13 protein-coding genes are annotated in these 18738 nt (G+C 71.1%); 11 read left to right on the top strand and 2 right to left on the bottom strand.

Annotation, left to right across the window (positions count from 1 at the left end; translation table 11 throughout):
• Positions 1 to 301: 301 nt before the first annotated feature.
• From ACIBA9_RS15275 to ACIBA9_RS15260, 4 genes are all read left to right on the top strand, one after another.
• Complete coding sequence (locus ACIBA9_RS15275) at positions 302 to 1189, top strand: hypothetical protein (RefSeq protein WP_399363103.1); 888 nt, start codon at positions 302 to 304, stop codon at positions 1187 to 1189.
• 47 nt (positions 1190 to 1236) lie between these two features.
• Positions 1237 to 1509: a hypothetical protein gene (locus tag ACIBA9_RS15270; RefSeq protein WP_399363101.1), complete on the top strand. Its 273-nt coding sequence runs from the start codon at positions 1237 to 1239 to the stop codon at positions 1507 to 1509.
• Positions 1510 to 2115: 606 nt separating this feature from the next.
• The gene (locus tag ACIBA9_RS15265; RefSeq protein ID WP_399363099.1) at positions 2116 to 2967 is read left to right on the top strand and encodes a hypothetical protein; all 852 of its coding nucleotides are present in this window, start codon (positions 2116 to 2118) and stop codon (positions 2965 to 2967) included.
• Between the two features lie 310 nt (positions 2968 to 3277).
• Complete coding sequence (locus ACIBA9_RS15260) at positions 3278 to 4348, top strand: zinc-dependent alcohol dehydrogenase family protein (RefSeq protein ID WP_399363097.1); 1071 nt, start codon at positions 3278 to 3280, stop codon at positions 4346 to 4348.
• A 35-nt stretch (positions 4349 to 4383) separates the two neighbouring features.
• Here the strand turns inward: ACIBA9_RS15260 and ACIBA9_RS15255 are convergent, their stop codons facing one another.
• Positions 4384 to 5061: a GAP family protein gene (locus ACIBA9_RS15255; RefSeq protein ID WP_399363095.1), complete on the bottom strand. Its 678-nt coding sequence runs from the start codon at positions 5059 to 5061 to the stop codon at positions 4384 to 4386.
• A gap of 199 nt (positions 5062 to 5260) precedes the next feature.
• Positions 5261 to 6088: an alpha/beta fold hydrolase gene (locus ACIBA9_RS15250; RefSeq protein ID WP_399363093.1), complete on the bottom strand. Its 828-nt coding sequence runs from the start codon at positions 6086 to 6088 to the stop codon at positions 5261 to 5263.
• 688 nt (positions 6089 to 6776) lie between these two features.
• On the opposite strand from ACIBA9_RS15250, the gene ACIBA9_RS15245 reads away from it, so the two are divergent.
• The 7 genes from ACIBA9_RS15245 to obgE all read left to right on the top strand — a co-directional run bounded on the left by ACIBA9_RS15245 (position 6777) and on the right by obgE (position 18674).
• Complete coding sequence (locus tag ACIBA9_RS15245; protein ID WP_399363091.1) at positions 6777 to 9419, top strand: amino acid permease; 2643 nt, start codon at positions 6777 to 6779, stop codon at positions 9417 to 9419.
• A gap of 56 nt (positions 9420 to 9475) precedes the next feature.
• The gene (locus ACIBA9_RS15240; protein ID WP_399363607.1) at positions 9476 to 10624 is read left to right on the top strand and encodes a hypothetical protein; all 1149 of its coding nucleotides are present in this window, start codon (positions 9476 to 9478) and stop codon (positions 10622 to 10624) included.
• A gap of 46 nt (positions 10625 to 10670) precedes the next feature.
• Positions 10671 to 11447 (top strand): TIGR03936 family radical SAM-associated protein, encoded by a 777-nt coding sequence (locus tag ACIBA9_RS15235; protein WP_399363089.1) that lies wholly within the window; start codon positions 10671 to 10673, stop codon positions 11445 to 11447.
• Positions 11448 to 11709: 262 nt separating this feature from the next.
• Positions 11710 to 16260, top strand: coding sequence for an Rne/Rng family ribonuclease (locus ACIBA9_RS15230; protein WP_399363087.1), 4551 nt, complete (start codon positions 11710 to 11712; stop codon positions 16258 to 16260).
• A gap of 233 nt (positions 16261 to 16493) precedes the next feature.
• Complete coding sequence (gene rplU, locus ACIBA9_RS15225) at positions 16494 to 16814, top strand: 50S ribosomal protein L21 (RefSeq protein WP_353600036.1); 321 nt, start codon at positions 16494 to 16496, stop codon at positions 16812 to 16814.
• A gap of 14 nt (positions 16815 to 16828) precedes the next feature.
• Positions 16829 to 17083 (top strand): 50S ribosomal protein L27, encoded by a 255-nt coding sequence (gene rpmA, locus ACIBA9_RS15220; protein ID WP_061922958.1) that lies wholly within the window; start codon positions 16829 to 16831, stop codon positions 17081 to 17083.
• Positions 17084 to 17228: 145 nt separating this feature from the next.
• The gene (gene obgE, locus ACIBA9_RS15215; RefSeq protein WP_362156618.1) at positions 17229 to 18674 is read left to right on the top strand and encodes a GTPase ObgE; all 1446 of its coding nucleotides are present in this window, start codon (positions 17229 to 17231) and stop codon (positions 18672 to 18674) included.
• Positions 18675 to 18738 lie beyond the last annotated feature (64 nt).

Here is an 18738-nt window from a genome sequence, read left to right as displayed (position 1 = left end):
TAGTGGTCGTTGACGATGACGGCACGGAAGAGCCGTTCGACCCCGCGTCATGGTTCAAGTGACCGATGTCACGCAGGAGTCTTTATGCATCACTCCATCCCATGAATGTCGCCGATTGCCCGAATCGCCCCTGTCAACAAAACGTAAGTTCACCATCCAATGGCCAAGCTCTAGTCAAGAGTTGATTCCATTGTTGGATGGTAGGGGTGTATTCCGTTTCGAAGGTTTGCGCTTGATCGTGTAGAAGTTGATCTGTCCGCGTTGACCAGCGGACCTGCAACACCTTCTGGGGGATAACTTCATGCACAGACGTGCAATAGCCGGCTTTTCCACCCTTGCCGGTGCAGCCGCTCTGACCGCCACTCTGGCGCCCGCTGCGGCAGCTGACACGAACCACTCAGCCTCTCGTGCCGCGACGGTGATCGAAAAAGCAACGGGGACTGCCAACCTACGCTCGACTGCCCTGGACTCGCCGGTGAACGGTGCCCAGGTGACGCTCCCCGCTCGCGGTGATGAGCCCATCACTGCAACGAAGGGAGACGCGACCGTCTCCCTTACGCTGCCGGCGACCGGAGCTAAGCAGCAGTCCAGCACGAACGACACAAATATCTTCGCGGGCAACGACGCATCCGTGACTGCAGCCGCACAGGCGACCACTGATGGTGGTTTCCGTGCGCTGTTCACACTCAACGACGCCAACGCTCCGCGCCAACAGTCGTTCAGGCTCGCCCTGCCCACGGGGGCTACGGTCCGTCAAACCGCCGAGGGCGGCCTGATCGTCTTCAACGCCGACGGAACGATCATCGGCGGCCTGGAGACCCCGTGGGCCAAGGATGCCAATGGCAACGCCGTACCCACGACCTACACCGTTGACGGTGACACCGTTACGCAGACGGTCACCCCGAACGCCGACACAGCCTTCCCGGTGGTCGCTGACCCCAAGTGGACGTGGGGGATCATCAGCGGAACTGTGTATTTCAATAAAAAGGAAACCTCTCACCTGGCTGCCAACGCGGGCTTCGTAGCCGTGGTCTTCGCCGCAGCACCGCCGCCGTTCGACGCGTACGGCATCCTGAATGCGGCAAATATTTCCCGGGTTGCCTGGAACGCCGGCTCCGACCACAAGTGCGTGGAGGTAAAGGTGCCCACCTTCCTTCCGTACGAATACTCCGGCGGCTACTGCAAGTAGACTGCGTCTTAGACCGGACATTCGTCCGTAGAGAGAGGACCTAGGACATGGAAGCTTTTGCCGGACCGTCCATCCTCATCCTGGTCGCGGCGGTCATCCTGGCAGTCAAGTACCGCCGGCTCCTGGCCGGACGGCAGCCGTTGCGGGTGACGTCCACCATGTCCGGCCGCATCGCCGTCGTTGTGGCCTTCCTCGCGGGGGGTGCCTGGGCGTGGTCCCAGGGGCCGTCCGTCATCAACGCCGGTGTGCTGGGGCTGAGCCTGGCCCTTCTGGTTGGCGTGGCCGCCGAGTTCTTGATGAGCAGGACAGCGCGACGCTGACAAGCCGAGGTTCGTCGCACGGGGCCGGAGTCCATGATCACTCCGGCCCCTCATGCGTATCTGCGAAGACGGATCAGAAGGCCTCCGCGAAGTCGTCTTCCTTGAGGATCAGGCGGTCCCGCACGTTCTCGCGGGCCAGGTGCGGTCCGCCACGCGGGATTCGGCAGGCCGGTGCCTCGTGAGGGATGAGGACGGGACCTCCAGTGAACAAGGTTGCCGTGAGCAAGCCGCCGATGGTCGGCGCGATGTTCCGGGCGACCAAGATCGTCGCAATCGCACTGGGCGAGTCGGGGTCGGGCCGATGGCTGAGCTGAGTGGGGCCGAGGCTGTCACATGAGGGCGGCGCCGAGCTTGGCCGAGATCCCTCTCGTGCCTTCGGCGTATCCCGCTCGCCGTGAACGCGGCGAGCCCGGCCGCCGTAAGTCGTAGAACCGGAGGCCTTCTGGTGCCCTGACGATCCTTGGCCTTCGCCGCTTCCGGCACGGGTGTTCGAGCTTGCACGTCCAGAATGCGTTCAGGCTGACCTTGTCAGGGTCGAACGGGGTCGAACGGAGATCCAACTCCCCACAAGCACAGGAGCAACCTTTGACATCGACGAAGTCTGTGATGAAGAAGCTGCCCGAGGTCACGCTGGCGTTCTGGATCATGAAGATCGCCGCGACGACCCTGGGTGAGACGGCGGGTGACCTCTTCTCCCAGACACTCAAGTTCGGCTATTTCCTCACTACGATCGTCCTGTTCCTGATCTTCGTGATCACGCTGGTGGTGCAGCTGCGGTCCTCGCGGTACAACCCGTTCTTCTACTGGACCGTGATCCTGTCGACCAGCATGGCCGGCACGACGATGTCTGACTTCATGAACCGCGACGCCAGCGACAAGTACCTCTCGGGTGGCGCCTCTTCGCTGGGCTGGGGCCCGCAGGGCCTCGGCCTCGGCTACCCGGAGGGAGCCGCGATCCTCGTCTCCATCCTTCTGGCGATCTTCCTCGCCTGGAGGATCAGCGGGATGACTTTCCAGATCCGCGACATCGTCACCTTCAAGGGCGAGGCCCTGTTCTGGGCGGCGATCCTCGTCTCCAACACCCTCGGTACCTCGATGGGTGACTTCTTGTCCGACAGCTCCGGACTCGGCTATCTGGGCGGTGCGGCGCTGGTGTCCAGCGTGCTGGTCGTGCTGGTCGTCCTGATGAAGGCGCCCGCCGTCCCGAACGTCCTCCTGTTCTGGATCGCCTTCGTGCTTACCCGCCCCCTCGGCGCCACCGCCGGCGACTTCCTCACCAAGCCGGTCGCCAAGGGCGGACTGAACCTCGGCACCGCGGGCTCTTCGGTCGTGCTGCTCGCGGTCCTGTTCGGCCTGATGGCCTACGCCCACATCCAGGAGCGCAAGGCCGTCACACCGAGCCTTGAGACTGTCGGTCCCGAGGCCGCAGCGGCCGGCCAGGAAGCAAGTCAACGGTAGGCACCGGTCGGGGCGCGAGCCCTCGCCCGTGGGACCGCACGTTCGTCATCCGGGCTGCGTGCTGGTCTGGGCGGGGCACGCCGGTGCCGTCGTGAGACTGGGGGCCCGGCGTCGTCGGCTGCCTACCGGACGTCGCTGCCGAGTCCAGGGCCCGCCCCGTCGCGGTGCTTGTCGGCCGCCGGGAAGCTTTCCGGGGTCTGGCGTAGCGTGAAGAGCGGGGAGGGGGTCCGGAGCCGGGCGTTGGGGAGAAGGGCGGTACGAGCACGGTTCTCCGGAACGTCCCATCCGAAGGGCAGACGAAGGGCCGCTCATGCCTCGATCCATACGCGCGCTCGTAGCCGTGAGGGCGGGCGAGCCCCTCGACGTCCTGCGGCTGGAATCCCGGCCTGTTCCCACGCCGAGTGCCGGTCAGGCGCTGATCCGGGTGAGGGCGACCCCGATTCACGCCAGCGATCTGCACGTGCTGCGCGGTCGCTACGGTTTCACCCCCGGGTTTCCCACTGTCGGGGGCCACATGGAATGCGTGGGCCGTATCGAGGCCTTGGGCTCGGACACGGGGGGATTCGAGGTCGGCGAGCGCGTGGTGGCCGCCGCTGTCCCGGCGGTACCCGGGGCGCCCGCGGACGGCACCTGGCAGGAATACCTCGTTGCCGATACACACAGGCTTCTGCCGGTCCCCGACCGTCTGAGCGACTCCACCGCCTGTCAACTCGCCGTCAATCCGCTGACCGCGCTGCTCCTCGTGACGCGCGAACTCGACGTGCGGCCGGGTGAATGGCTGTTGCAGACGGCCGCGGGCTCGACCGTCGGCCGGCTCGTCATCCAGCTGTGCGGGCATCTGGGGATCCGCACGATCAATGTCGTGCGGCGGCGCGCTGCCGTCGAGGAGATCGAGGCGCTCGGCGGTGACCAGGTCATCTGCACCGAGGATGAGGATCTGCCGCAGCGTGTGGCCGCGACAGCGGGACCTGTCGGGGTGCGCAAGGCCATCGACTGCGTCGCCGGACCCGTGGGTGCCCAGGTGTCCCAGGCTCTGGCTCCGGGAGGAGAGGTCGTGGTCTACGGCGCGCTCTCCACCCATCGGCAGACCGACCCCGCGGCGCTGACGATCCCGCTGCAGGCGCGCTCGGTCATCTACGAGACCAAGGTGGTCCGTGGCTTCTGGCTGAACCGGTGGTTCGGTACCGCCTCACCCGAGGAAGCGCTGCGGGCGCTGTCCGAGGTCCGCGGCCTCGTCGCCGACGAGGTGCTGACCATCCCCCAGGGCCAGCCCTTCCCGCTCGAACGCTTCGCCGAGGCCGTCCCGCTCGCCGAGGCACCCGCTCACGGCACGAAACCCCTCTTCGTCTTCGAAGACGGGCCGGGTGAAGTCGACAAGTAGAGACTTCGGCAGGCCTCACGAGGTGTCGACAGGACTCAGGACGTGAGGACCGAGATGCCGTCGCCGAGCAGTTTCAGACCGAGGACGAAGAACAGGACGGCCATCACGGCGACATTGTGCTGAGCCGCCCAGTCCTTCCAGTTTCCCAGCGTGGTCCTGGCGCGGGCTCCGCCCAGGAGGAAGACACCGAGCGGGGTGAGCAGGCCGAGGGTGCCGATCACGACGAAGACCGCCAGCGCGGCGACCTGCTGCCCGACCGGCAGCCCGGCCGAGCCGATGGCAGCGCCCGCGGCGATGGTCAGCGGGGCGTTCTTGGCGTTCAGCGCGGCCAGGCCCGTTCCCAGTCCGAAGACCTTGACCGGCGTGAGGCGGTCGATGGCGCCCATCCACTTCGGCAGTGTCGCCTGTGAGGGATCCCTGGGACGCTTGCGCCACTGCCGGGCGCCGAAGACGACGAGCAACAGGCCGAGAGTGAGCTTGAGAGCCCCCACCCAGGTGGCCGGGTGCTTGTGCGCGGAGGCACCCGCGGGGGAGGCGATCGCCAGCATGATCGCGCCCAGTGCCGACAGTCCGATGATCCAGCCGACGGTGAAGAGGACTCCGTTGAGACGGCCCCGAGGCGTGGCGAGGACGAGGATGACGGCGATGATGGGCAGCGGGCTGACCGCGACGCCGGCCGCGAGACCGAGTACGTCACCGAGGACTGCGCCCATGGTGCCTCCAGTGGGGTCAGGCCGGCGATCAGTCGGGCAGAGGTCCGGCGCGGGGCAGGGCGCGAGCACCTCGTCGGCGCCGCCATGCGGCCACGGCGCGGCCGATCGCACGAGAAGACCGAGGCGCCCGCCGCGATGAAGGGGCGATGAAGGGGCGATGAAGGGGGCAGCGGGTTCGCGGCTCTCGTGATGGTTCGGCTCAGCCGCGGGCGAAGTCGAGCAGGTCCTTGTTGAAGCGGTCCGCGAACTCGGGGACCATCGACAGACCGTGCGGGGCGCCCTCGTAGACCTTGTAGATCGCGTCCTTGACGATCTTCGAGGACTTGGCGCCGGAGGCCACGATGGGGACGATCTGGTCGTCGTCGCCGTGCACGATCAGCGTGGGGATGTCGAACGCCTTGAGGTCTTCGGTCAGGTCGGTCTCGGAGAACGCCTTGATGCAGTCGTACGCGCCTTTGATGCCGACGCTCATGCTCCAGAGCCAGAACTGGTCGCGTGTTCCCTGGGAGACTGTCGAGCCTTCCCGGTTGGCGCCGTAGAAGGGGGCGCTGGTGTCCTTGTAGAACTGGGACCGGTCCGTGGCGACACCCTTGCGGAGCCCGTCGAAGACGTCGATCGGGAGCCCCTCCGGGTTCGCCTCCGTCTTGAGCATCAACGGCGGGATGGCGCCGAGCAGTACGGCCTTGGCGACCCTCTCCGACCCATGGCGGCCGATGTAGCGGGTGACCTCTCCGCCCCCCGTCGAGTGGCCGACCAGGATGGCGTCCCGCAGGTCGAGGGTCTCCATCACCGACGCGAGATCGTCGGCGTAGGTGTCCAGGTCGTTCCCCTCCCACGGCTGGTCGGAGCGACCGCCGCCGCGGCGGTCGTGCGCGACGACCCGGAAGCCGTTGTCGGCCATCAGCTTCAGCTGCGGATCCCAGGCGTCCGCGGTCAGCGGCCAGCCGTGGGAGAAGACCACCGGCCGGCCCGACCCCCAGTCCTTGAAGAAGATCCGCGTGCCGTCCTTGGCAGTGGCAAAGGCCATGGTTCGCCCCTTCAGTACTCGTCCGGAACCCCGCGCTGCACGGGAGTTCAGTGCCCGGGCCGCGCTGGGGAGGTCATGCCACGGCCGTCGGCGGACGCACAGGGGGGCGACGGAGAGGCCGGCAGCGGAAGGCGACCGATGGGCACGTCGTGCGCACCACCCTACGCGGGAAGCACCGGTTCAGCGCGGCGGTCCGCCGCCGACGTCGAGGTGGCCGTCACCCACCACCCACACGGGTGACGTCTTCCGCTACGCAAACGACGGCGCCGTCCGTGGGTGCGGATGCGCGGGAGGTCTGACGGACATCGGCGTGGGCGTGGACGGCACCGTACGGGGCGTGAATTCCGGCGGCGACGTCTTCCGCCGCACCGGCGACCTGCCCGGCTGACCCGGCCCGCCACCGCTTGGCCATACGCCCACACCTCCGCTTGGCCATACGCCCGCACCTCCGCTTGGCCATAAGCCCGCACCTCCGCTTGGCCATAAGCCCGCACCTCCGCTTGGCCACAAGCCCGCACCTCCGTATGGCCGTACGCCGCTTCCACCAGTGCGCCGTCGCCCACCCGGGACCGGACACCCGCGAGCACCCCGGCCGCCCGGGGCGGTACGGCGGTGCACGCGTCCCGGCCGGATCCCGAAGCGGCGCCCCGCTGTTGCGGAGGCCCCCGGCCCCGCGTTGGAATCAAGTGTGAGGCACTTTGGTGGCGCCGGGCCCGCCGACCGCCCCGCACCCGGGACGGGGGCCGGCCGGAAGGGGCTCAAGAACGACGCCCTGGGCATGTTCTCCTCGGTCGCCATAGGCCTGGCCTCCACCGGACCGGCGTACAGCCTCGCCGCCACGCTGGGCATCATCGTGGCGGGGGTCGGACTGCAGGCGCCGATCGTCGTCATGTTGGCCTTCATCCCGATGCTGCTGGTCGCGTACGCCTACCGGGAGCTCAACGCGAGCAACGCCGACTGCGGCACCACCTTCACCTGGGCCACCCGCGCCTTCGGGCCGCGTACCGGCTGGATGGGTGGCTGGGGGTTGATCGTCGCCAACATCATCGTCATGGTGAACCTGGCCAAGATCGCCGGAATCTACGGCTTCCGCCTGCTGGGTCTGGACGCGCTGGGGGATAGCGGGCCGTGGACCACGGTGGCGGGCATCGTCTGGATCGTCGTGATCACCGCGGTCTGTTATGTCGGCATCGAGATCTCGGCGGCCGTCCAGCGCTGGCTGCTGTGCGTGGAAGTGGTGATGCTGCTCGTGTTCGCCGTCGCCGCGCTGGTCCGGGTCTACACCGACGGGCCGCCCACGGCGATCCATGTCTCCGCCTCCTGGTTCAACCCGTTCGAGGTGTCCTCGGTGAAGGCTCTGACCTCGGGTGTCCTCGCGGGCGTCTTCATCTACTGGGGCTGGGACACCGCCTTCTCCGTCAACGAGGAGACCGTCGACAGCGGGCGCGTCCCCGGGCGCGCCGCATTCGTGTCCATGGCACTGCTGCTGGGCGTGTACGGCCTGGTCTCCACCTCCGTGCAGGCGTTCGCCGGGGTCGGCACCGCGGGCATCGGGCTCGGCAACGAGAACAACTCGGACGACGTCTTCTCGGCCCTGGGCGAGGCCGTCTTCGGGAACCACGGCACGGGACTGCTGCTGTCGAGACTGCTGATCCTGATGGTGCTGACCTCCGCGGTGGCCTCCGCCCAGACCACCATCCTGCCGCTGGCCAGGACCGTGTTCTCCATGGCGGTCCACAAGGCCGTACCGGCCCGGTTCGCCCGGGTCCACCGCAGGTTCCTCACCCCGACCTGGGGGACCCTCGGCATGGGGGCGGCCTCGATCGCGCTGCTGCTCCTGCTGACCTCGTTCAGCCGGAACGTGCTCGCCGACTCGATCGACTCGGTCGGTCTCGCCATCGCGTTCCACTACGGCCTGACCGGCTTCGCCTGCCTCTGGTACTACCGCAAGGTCCTCCACCGCAGCGCCAGGGACCTGCTCTTCAAGGGTGTGCTGCCGGGGCTGGGCGGCCTGCTCATGCTGCTGCTGTTCGTCTACGCCGCCTTCGTCGTCTACGCCGACCCCCACTACGGCGAGTCCAGCGTCGACCTGCCGCTGATCGGGCCGACCGGCGGGGTCACCGTCGTCGGTCTGGGCGCCCTGCTGATCGGTGTCGTGCTGATGCCGGTGGTCACCCGGGGCCACGCGGTGGCCCTCAAACTCCAGCGCAGCCTGCTTCCGGGCCGTCTGCCCCCGCACACCGCCCTCGACTCGGCCAGCCGCTATCTGCCCGCCGACAGCGGATCCGGGGTGGGCGGCGACTGGTACGACGTCATCCCGCTGTCGGGCACCCGCGTGGCCCTGGTCGTCGGGGACGTCCTCGGTCACGGCCTGCGCGCCGCGGCCACCATGGGACGGCTGCGCACGGGGGTGCGGGTCCTGGCCCGGCTGGACCTGACGCCGGACGAACTGCTGTCCCGGCTGGACGACCTGGTCGAGCAGACCGAGTACGAGCGGGGGTCCGACGCCGGCGCCCGAAAGACGCCGGCCGACGAGGCCCTCGGTGTGACCTGCCTGTACGCGGTGTACGACCCCGTCTCCGGGCGGTGCAGCCTGGCGCGGGCCGGGGAGCAGGTCATGGCGGTCGTCGAACCGGGCACGGGCGCCGTCGGCTATCCGGAGCTGCCCCCCGGACCGCCGCTGGGAGTCGGCGGCCTGCCCTACCAGAGCACGGAACTCACGCTCGCGCCGGGCAGCGTCGTCGCCTTCTTCACCTGGGGCCTCCTCCAGGCGGCCGAGGGCCGCGACGAGGGGCTCGCCCGGCTGTCCGAGATCCTCTCCGGCGACGGGACGCCCTGGACGTCCCTGGAGGAGCTGTCCGACCGGGCGGTGACCGACCTGCTGCCGGGGGCGGTGGACGAGGACGCGACGCTGCTCCTCGCCCGCACGCGCCTGCTGGACCACGCCCGGTTCACCCAGTGGGAACTCGCCCCCGACCCGGCCGCCGTGGCCACCATCCGCACCGCGGTCGGCAAGCAGCTGCGCGACTGGGAGCTGGACGAGCTGAGCTTCGCCACCGAACTCATCGTCAGCGAACTGGTCACCAACGCCATCCGGTACGTGGGGGGCCCGATCCAGGTGCGCCTGATCCGCGACCGGACCCTGATCTGCGAGGTCTCCGACACCGGCCACACCACGCCCAACCTGCGGCACGCCGCGAACGACGACGAAGGCGGCCGGGGCCTGTTCATCATCGCCCAGATGACCCACCACTGGGGCACGCGCTACACCTCCACCGGCAAGACGATCTGGACCGAACAGGACCTCCCGCCGCCGGACGGCGCGCCGTGACGGCATCGCAATCCCCGTACGGCATCCACGCGTACCGGCGTCGCGTCTTCGCCGGTATGGAAGCGCAATCCCCATCGCCCCCGCCCCGGCAGCCCGAGGGGTGCCTCGTCGTCGCGATCCGCGTCCCGGTGCGGATCGTCGTCCTCGTACTCGTCGTACCGGTACGGATGGCGTGGGACGTGCTCGTCGTCACCGGACGGCTGCTGCGGGACACCGCCCTGCGACCCTTCGGCCGGTTCCTGCGGGACATCGTGCTGCGGCCGCTCGGCCGGGCGCTGCTGTGGACCGGCGGGGTCCTGGTCGTCCGGCCCCTGGTGGCCCTGTGGCGGTATGCCGTGGTTCCCGCCGGGCAGGCGCTGTCCTGGCTCGGGACGGTCCTGGTCGTCGTCCCGGCGGTATGGCTCCACCGGTACGTGCTGACCCCCGCCCGGCATGCCGCCGGGCGGCTGGCCCGCGCGGCGGTCACCGGGTGCGCCTGGGTGTACGCGCGCGTGCTCCGCCCGGCCGGTCACGGGCTCACCCGGCTGCTGATGGGGGCCGGCGCCGTGCTGACCGCCCTCGGCACCGGCGGGTACACGGCCCTCGCCTGGCTGGGCCGGTACCTGATCGCCGCGCCGGCCCGCCGGCTGTACACCTGGGTCCTCACCCCCCTGGGGCATGCCGTCGCCTGGTGCGTGCGTGGGCTCGGCCGGCTGCTGGGCCTGCTGGCCACCGGCATCGGCCTGGCCCTGTACCGGACCGTCCGGGTGCTTGCCGTACTGCCCGCCCTCGCGCTGTGGCGCCGGGTCCTGGTGCCGGCCGGCCGGGTGCTCGCCGTCGTCGCGCGGGAGCTGGGACAGGCCCTCGGGCACGCCTGGCGGATCGCGGGACGGATCTCGCGGGCCGTCGGACGGGCGCTCGGCATCCTCCTGCGGTGGACCGTCGTGGAGCCGGTGCGCTGGACGTACCGGACGGTGCTCACCCCGGTCGGACACCTGGTCCGGGACGGCGTCCTGCGCCCGGCCGCCGTGGGGGCGCGAGCGGTGGGCCGGATCGTCCGCGAGGCACTGGCCTCGGCCCGCGACACCGTACGGCAGACCCGTGCCGACGTGCGCCGGATGCTCTTCGGCGAGCCCCGCCGGCCGGCCGTGGCGCACCGGCGGGAACCCTCGGCCCGCGACACACGTACTCTTGGCAGTAGTACGACCGCACTCACGAAGGACTAGGACACTGGGCAAGCGACAGCCCGAAGGCCCGCCGCCCGCACCCGCGGTGCAGCGGATCCGACTGCGCTACACCAAGCGCGGCCGCCTGAGGTTCACCAGCCACCGAGACTTCCAGCGCGCCTTCGAGCGTGCGCTGCGCCGCGCCGAGGTGCCCATGGCGTACTCGGCGGGGTTCACACCGCATCCGAAGGTGTCGTATGCCAATGCCGCACCCACCGGCACGGGCAGTGAGGCGGAATACCTGGAGATCGCGCTGACCGCGCCGCGCGAGCCCGAGACCCTGCGCGTCCTCCTCGACGAGTCGCTGCCCGCCGGGCTCGACATCGTCGAGGCGGTCGAGGCACGCACCTCGGGTCTCGCCGACCGGCTGACGGCCTCCGTCTGGGAACTGCGGCTGGACGGCGTCGACCCGCTCGACGCCGAACGCGCGGTGAAGGCCTTCATCGAGGCCGACACCGTGGAAGTGCGGCGGACGACCAAGAACGGCGTCCGCACCTTCGACGCCCGCCCCGCCGTGGTGAACCTGGAAACGCACCGACCCCAGGCTGATAGGCCGACCGACCAGCCCTGTGCGATACTGCGGCTGGTTGTTCGGCACGTGACGCCTGCCGTACGACCCGACGACGTCCTGTCCGGTCTTCGCGCCGTGGCCGACCTGGCGCCGCCGGTCCCCGCTGCGGTGACCAGGCTGGCGCAGGGGCTGTTCGATGAAGAGACCGGCACGGTGACCGACCCGCTCGCGCCCGACCGCGAGGCAGCCGAGGCCCTGACGGCCACACCGGCCGCCGCCGCGACGGCGCCGACGCCGGAAGGTCCCGCGTAGGGACGGATGTCGTAGCGCCGCCCACGTACTCGGGAGCCACCTGGGTCGGGCAGCGTACCCATCAGAAGACTTTCGCCAGGCCGTACCGACAAGGCGTACGGAACCGGCGAGACAGGACACAGAGTGCTCCCGTGCGGCGCCAGCGCCCCGGACGGCGGCCATCGCGCATCGCGCGGACCGCGGACGTCAACGGCGGACGGTCTTCACCGACCGACGCCGGACCAGGCAAGGCGCCCGGGAGCCTGACGGGAGAAACGCCCGCATGCTCGAACCGACCGAACCCATCGAGGGTTCCGAACCGAAGACTCCGAGCGACACCCTGCCCCCGCGCAGGCGTCGCCGAGCCGCCTCCCGCCCGGCGGGCCCGCCGGGCGGCGCCGAGGCGACCGTCGAGGTCACCGTGCCGGCCATACCGGCCGCGGACGCCGACGAGGTCACCGAGGTCACCGAGGCCCTGACGGCCGACGGTGCCGAGGAGGCCGCGCCCACCACCCGGCCGCGCCGCCGGGCCGCACGCCGTGCCTCCGCCCCGGCGGGTTCCCCGACGGGCGCCGAGGCCGCTGCCGCCGCCGAGACGGTCGTACCGGCCGCGCCCGCCGCCGCCGAGCAGCCCGCCGCCGGTGCCGAGGGCGGCGAGGTCGTCGTCGGCGAGGAGGCCGCTCCGCGCCGCACCCGCCGCCGCGCCACCCGTAGCGTCGCCGCGCCGAGCGCGACCGAGGCCGAGGCGCCCGGTACCGAGGAGCCCGCCGCCGAGGCCGCGGCCACCGACGCCGGCGCCCCTGTGGAGACGCCCGCCGTCGAGACGGAGCCCGCCGGCCGGCCGCGTCGTCGTGCCACGCGTCGTGTGTCGGCGCCCGCCGCCGCGGCTTCGGCGGAGACCGCCGAGACCGCTGAGACCGTGGTGCCCGCGGTCGCCAAGGCCGCCGAGACGCCGGCTCCCGCTGTCGAGGCGGAGCCCGCCGGTCGGTCGCGTCGTCGTGCCACGCGTCGTGTGTCGGCGCCCGCTGCCGCGGCTTCGGCGGAGACCGCCGAGACCGTGGTGCCCGAGGCCTCCGTCGCCGACGCCGGCGCCCCTGTGGAGACGCCCGCCGTCGAGGCGGAGCCTGCCGGTCGGTCGCGTCGTCGTGCCACGCGTCGTGTGTCGGCTCCCGCCGCCGCGGCTTCGGCGGAGACCGCCGAGACCGCCGAGACCGTGGTGCCCGCCGTCGCCGAGGCCGCCGAGACGCCGGCTCCCGCCGTCGAGGCGGAGCCCGCCGGCCGGCCGCGTCGTCGTGCCACCCGTCGTGCGTCCGCGCCCGCCGGTGCCCCGCAGGCCGCCGAGCAGACACCGGAGGCCGCCGAGAAGAGCCCGGCCGCGCCCACCGAGACGGCGGCGGCTCCCGGCGACACCGGGACGTCGGCGGCAGAGGCCGCCCAGGACGCCGCCCCGCACCGCACGCGCCGCCGTGCCACCCGCCGGGTGTCGGCGCCCGCCGGCACCCCCGCGCAGGAGGAGACCACCGTGGCCGAGGCCGACAAGCCCGCCGCCGACGCGCAGGCCACTCCCGAGCCCGCCGCCCCGCAGGCCGCCGAAGCGCAGCCCGCGGACGAGGCCGCGGCGCCGCGCCGCACCCGGCGCCGCGCCGTGCGTGCCGCCTCCGGCTTCGCCGCGCCCGCCGAGGGCAGCGAGGAGACCGACGAGAACGCCTCGCGCCGGCCGCGCCGCCCCGCCGTCGCCGTATTCCAGGCGCCGGTGTTCACCGAACCCAGGTTCCAGACCCCGGAGCGGGCCGCCGCCGCGGCCGCCGCGGAGGCTGCCGAGGTCGTCCGGGCCGACGTTCCCGAGGAGTCCGAGGAGTACGGCGAGGAGCGCGCCGAGACCGGCTCGCGCCGCCGCCGTCGCCGCCGGGGACCGGCCCAGGCCGAGGAGCCGCAGGCCACCCGGGCCGCCGTCGAGGACGAGGAAGAGGAGACCGACGAGTCCGCCGAGTCCGCCGAGGAGTACGCCGACGGCGAGGAAGGCGACGAGGCGGAGGGCGCCGACGGCTTCGAGGAGTCCGGTTCGCGCCGTCGCCGCCGCCGTGGCGGACGCCGCCGTCGCCGCGGTGAGGCCGCCGACGGCGAGGGCGGCGACGCCGACGAACTCGCCGCCGAGCAGGCCGCGCAGGACGCCGAGGACACCGCCGAGCAGGAGGAGGAGGACGACGACGAGGAGGCCCGCGGCGACGAGTCCGGGTCCAGCACCAGCAGCCGGCGCCGTCGTCGCCGTCGCCGCCGCGCCGGGGACGGCGGTTCGGACGCCGAGCCGTCCGCCGACGACCCGGAGCGCACGGTCGTCAAGGTCCGCGAGCCCCGCAAGCCCTCCGAGCCGTCCGACGAGGTGCAGTCCATCAAGGGCTCGACCCGTCTGGAGGCCAAGAAGCAGCGCCGCAGGGAGGGCCGCGAGCAGGGCCGCCGCCGGGTCCCGATCATCACCGAGGCCGAGTTCCTGGCCCGCCGGGAGGCCGTCGAGCGCGTGATGGTCGTCCGCCAGCACGGCGACCGCACCCAGATCGGCGTCCTGGAGGACGGCGTGCTCGTCGAGCACTACGTCAACAAGGAGGAGGCGACCTCGTACGTCGGCAACGTCTACCTCGGCAAGGTGCAGAACGTGCTGCCGTCGATGGAGGCCGCCTTCATCGACATCGGCAAGGGCCGCAACGCCGTGCTGTACGCCGGCGAGGTCAACTTCGAGGCGCTGGGCATGGCGAACGGCCCGCGCCGCATCGAGTCCGCCCTGAAGTCCGGCCAGTCCGTGCTCGTCCAGGTGACGAAGGACCCGATCGGGCACAAGGGCGCGCGTCTGACCAGCCAGGTCTCCCTGCCGGGCCGCTACCTCGTGTACGTCCCCGAGGGCTCGATGACCGGCATCAGCCGCAAGCTGCCCGACACCGAGCGAGCCCGGCTGAAGAGCATCCTCAAGAAGATCGTCCCCGAGGACGCGGGCGTCATCGTGCGCACCGCGGCCGAGGGTGCGAGCGAGGACGAGCTGCGCCGGGACGTCGAGCGGCTGCAGTCGCAGTGGGAGGACATCCAGAAGAAGGCCAAGACCGGCAACGCGCCGACGCTCCTGTACGGCGAGCCGGACATGACCGTCCGGGTGGTCCGCGACATCTTCAACGAGGACTTCACCAAGGTCGTCGTCAGCGGTGACGAGGCCTGGTCGACCATCCACGGGTACGTCACGCACGTCGCCCCGGACCTGGCCGACCGGCTGTCGCGGTGGACCAGCGAGGTCGACGTCTTCGCCACCTACCGCATCGACGAGCAGCTCGCCAAGGCCCTCGACCGCAAGGTCTGGCTGCCCAGCGGCGGTTCGCTGGTGATCGACCGGACCGAGGCGATGATCGTCGTCGACGTCAACACCGGCAAGTTCACCGGCCAGGGCGGCAACCTCGAGGAGACGGTCACCAGGAACAACCTGGAGGCGGCCGAGGAGATCGTGCGCCAGCTGCGGCTGCGCGACCTCGGCGGCATCATCGTGATCGACTTCATCGACATGGTGCTGGAGTCCAACCGCGACCTGGTGCTGCGCCGTCTGCTGGAGTGCCTGGGCCGTGACCGGACGAAGCACCAGGTGGCCGAGGTGACCTCGCTCGGTCTGGTGCAGATGACCCGTAAGCGGGTCGGCCAGGGTCTGTTGGAGTCCTTCTCCGAGACCTGCGTCCACTGCAACGGCCGTGGCGTCATCGTGCACATGGAGCAGCCGTCCTCCGGTGGTGGAGGCGGCGGCAAGCGCAAGAAGCGCGGCCGCGGTGGCGACACCCAGGAGCACGTGCACGAGACCGCCGCGGTGGCCGTCGAGAGCGGTGAGGCCGTGGAGCCGGAGGTGGAGACGGCCGTCGAGGTGGCCGCCGAGTTCGCCGAGCCGGTGGAACTGCCCGCGCCCGACTTCGCGCTGGACGAGGAGCTGTACAGCAGCGTCGCCGAGGCGGAGGCGGCGGCCGGCCGGGGTCGTACCCGGCGCCGGGCGAGCCGCCGGGCATCCGCGCCGGCCGGTGCGCCGAAGGCCGAGCAGGACGAGCGGGCCGAGCGGGGCGAGGAGTCCGGTTCGGCCAGGCGGTCCGGGAAGGCGGCCCGGGGCGGCAGGTCCGCGCGTGAGGCGGCCGCGCCGACCGCGCAGGACGTCACCGCCGAGGAGGCCGCCGCGCGTCCGGTCCGTCCGGAGCCGGCCGCCGAGGCGCTGGCCGAGCCCACCGCCGCCGAGGACCAGGTGGTTGCGGCACCGCAGGCCGAGGCCGCGCCGGCCGAGGCCGTCGAGGAGGCCGCGCCCAAGGGCCGTACGCGTCGTCGGGCGACCCGGAAGGTGTCGGCGCCGGCCGGTTCCCCCGCGGGTGCCGAGGCGGCCGTGGTGACGGTCCCCGAGGCCGCGCCGGCCGTCGAGGCACCGGTGGAGCAGGTGGAGGCCCCCGTCGAGGAGGCGCCCGCCGAGAGCGCCGCCCCGGCCCGTCCGCGCCGCCGCGCCGTGCGCAGGGCCACCGCGTCGACCGCGTCCGAGGAGACGGCCGTCGTGGTCGTCCCGGCGGCCGCGGCGGAGGAGGCCCCGCTGGAGGAGGCCCCGTCGGCGGAGCAGCCGGCCGAGGAGCCGGCCGAGCCGGCCGCCGCCAAGAAGACCGTCCGCAAGGCGGTCAAGAAGGCGCCGGCGAAGAAGGCCGCCGCCAAGAAGACGGCGGCCAAGAAGACGGCCGCGAAGAAGACGACGGCCAAGAAGGCGGCCAAGACCGCCAAGACGGCCACGGCGAAGACGACGGCGAAGAAGGCCACCTCGGTCTCCTCCGCCGCCGACGAGAGCTGACGTCGCGTCCCACCGGGTGTGGTCCCGTCCCTTCGGGCGGGGCCACACCCACCCGGTTTGACCCCTACGGTCGTGGACCGTAACCTTGACCGTCGGCGTGTCCACTGAACATGCCACATCCCCGTAAACCTCTTCCTCCCGGGCACATGGTGGGCCGGGAGAGGTCGTCCGTGGTGTTTTTCGGGCGGCTGGCCTGCGGGGGTGCCGTTTCTTCGAGCGAAAGTGAGATCCGCGTGTACGCCATCGTGCGCAGCGGTGGTCGCCAGCACAAGGTTGCTGTCGGCGACATCGTTGAGGTTGACAAGATTTCCACTGGCAAGGTTGGCGACACGGTCGAGCTCTCGACCCTGCTCGTTGTCGACGGCGACTCCGTGACCAGCGACCCCTGGGTGCTGGCCGGCATCAAGGTCCAGGCCGAGATCGTGGACCACCACAAGGGCCAGAAGATCGACATTCTGCGCTACAAGAACAAGACCGGCTACCGCCGTCGTCAGGGCCACCGCCAGCAGTACACGGCGATCAAGGTCACGTCGATTCCCGCGGCTGCGAAGTAAGGGACTGAGGAGAAATGGCACACAAGAAGGGCGCATCGTCCACCCGGAACGGTCGCGACTCCAATGCCCAGCGGCTCGGCGTGAAGCGCTTCGGCGGTCAGGTCGTCAACGCGGGTGAGATCCTGGTCCGTCAGCGCGGCACCCACTTCCACCCCGGCGCCGGTGTCGGCCGTGGCGGCGACGACACGCTGTTCGCCCTGCAGGCCGGTGCGGTGGAGTTCGGTAGCCACCGTGGCCGCAAGGTCGTGAACATCGTTCCGGTCGCCTGAGTCGTCTGACCCAGGGCTCGAACCGAACGTTTCGTTCAGCGAGGCGGACCTCACTTCCCGGTCGGGAAGGCGGGTCCGCCTTTCGCGTGTTACGCAAGAGACATATTCGTACGTACTGAAGTACCGAAGTGCTGGAGGCACCCCCATGACCACCTTCGTGGACCGCGTCGAACTGCACGTCGCCGCGGGTAACGGAGGCCACGGCTGTGCCTCCGTCCACCGTGAGAAGTTCAAGCCGCTCGGCGGCCCGGACGGCGGCAACGGCGGCCGTGGCGGCGACGTCATCCTGACCGTCGACCAGTCGGTCACCACGCTTCTCGACTACCACCACTCCCCGCACCGCAAGGCCACCAACGGCAAGCCGGGCGAGGGCGGCAACCGCTCCGGCAAGGAAGGCGAAGACCTCGTCCTGCCGGTGCCGGACGGCACGGTCGTCCTGGACCGGGCCGGCAACGTGCTCGCCGACCTGGTCGGTCACGGCACCTCCTACATCGCGGCGCAGGGCGGCCGGGGCGGCCTCGGCAACGCGGCGCTGGCCTCGGCCCGCCGCAAGGCGCCCGGCTTCGCGCTGCTCGGCGTGCCCGGCGACGTCCAGGACATCGTCCTGGAGCTGAAGACCGTCGCCGACGTGGCCCTCGTCGGCTATCCGAGCGCCGGCAAGTCCTCGCTGATCTCCGTGCTCAGCGCGGCCAAGCCGAAGATCGCCGACTACCCCTTCACCACGCTGGTGCCGAACCTCGGTGTGGTCACCGCCGGTTCGACCGTCTACACCATCGCCGACGTGCCGGGTCTGATCCCGGGCGCCAGCCAGGGCAAGGGCCTGGGCCTGGAGTTCCTGCGGCACGTGGAGCGGTGCAGCGTGCTGGTGCACGTGCTGGACACCGCGACCCTGGAGTCCGACCGCGACCCGGTCTCCGACCTCGACATCATCGAGGAGGAGCTGCGCCAGTACGGCGGCCTCGGCAACCGGCCCCGGCTCGTCGTCCTGAACAAGGTCGACGTGCCGGACGGCAAGGACCTCGCCGAGATGGTCCGCCCCGACCTGGAGGCGCGCGGCTACCGCGTCTTCGAGGTGTCGGCCGTCGCCCACATCGGGCTGCGGGAGCTGTCCTTCGCGCTCGGCGACCTGGTCGGCCAGGCCCGCGCCGCCAAGCCGAAGGAGGAGGCGACGCGGATCGTCATCCGGCCCAAGGCCGTGGACGACGCGGGCTTCACCGTCACCCGCGAGGACGCCGACGGCGAGCCGCTGTTCCGGGTGCGTGGCGAGAAGCCCGAACGCTGGGTGCGCCAGACCGACTTCAACAACGACGAGGCCGTCGGCTACCTCGCCGACCGGCTCAACCGCCTCGGCGTGGAGGAGCGGCTGATGAAGGCGGGTGCCCGTTCCGGCGACGGCGTCGCGATCGGCCCCGAGGACAACGCGGTCGTCTTCGACTGGGAGCCGACGGTGATGGCCGGAGCGGAGATGCTCGGCCGCCGAGGCGAGGACCACCGCTTCGAGGCGCCCAGGCCCGCCGCGCAGCGCCGCAGGGACCGGCAGGCCGAACGCGATGACAGCGAGCAGGAGTTCGACGACTTCGAGCCCTTCTAGGGTCGGCCGGCCCTCGTTGCCGGGTCGCGTCGCTTCGGCTGTTACAGCACCTTTACATCACTTT

This window comes from Streptomyces sp. NPDC051452 (assembly GCF_044454765.1).
GTDB lineage: Bacteria > Actinomycetota > Actinomycetes > Streptomycetales > Streptomycetaceae > Streptomyces.
This window is presented reverse-complemented; position numbering and strand designations above follow the sequence as displayed.

Bases quoted from the DNA above. Each gene is read 5' to 3' on its own strand.
- ACIBA9_RS15275 (WP_399363103.1), top strand. From the start codon at position 302: ATGCACAGACGTGCAATAGCCGGCTTTTCCACCCTTGCCGGTGCAGCC.
- ACIBA9_RS15270 (WP_399363101.1), top strand. From the start codon at position 1,237: ATGGAAGCTTTTGCCGGACCGTCCATCCTCATCCTGGTCGCGGCGGTC.
- ACIBA9_RS15265 (WP_399363099.1), top strand. From the start codon at position 2,116: ATGAAGAAGCTGCCCGAGGTCACGCTGGCGTTCTGGATCATGAAGATC.
- ACIBA9_RS15260 (WP_399363097.1), top strand. From the start codon at position 3,278: ATGCCTCGATCCATACGCGCGCTCGTAGCCGTGAGGGCGGGCGAGCCC.
- ACIBA9_RS15255 (WP_399363095.1), bottom strand. From the start codon at position 5,061: ATGGGCGCAGTCCTCGGTGACGTACTCGGTCTCGCGGCCGGCGTCGCG.
- ACIBA9_RS15250 (WP_399363093.1), bottom strand. From the start codon at position 6,088: ATGGCCTTTGCCACTGCCAAGGACGGCACGCGGATCTTCTTCAAGGAC.
- ACIBA9_RS15240 (WP_399363607.1), top strand. From the start codon at position 9,476: ATGGAAGCGCAATCCCCATCGCCCCCGCCCCGGCAGCCCGAGGGGTGC.
- ACIBA9_RS15230 (WP_399363087.1), top strand. From the start codon at position 11,710: ATGCTCGAACCGACCGAACCCATCGAGGGTTCCGAACCGAAGACTCCG.
- rpmA (WP_061922958.1), top strand. From the start codon at position 16,829: ATGGCACACAAGAAGGGCGCATCGTCCACCCGGAACGGTCGCGACTCC.
- obgE (WP_362156618.1), top strand. From the start codon at position 17,229: ATGACCACCTTCGTGGACCGCGTCGAACTGCACGTCGCCGCGGGTAAC.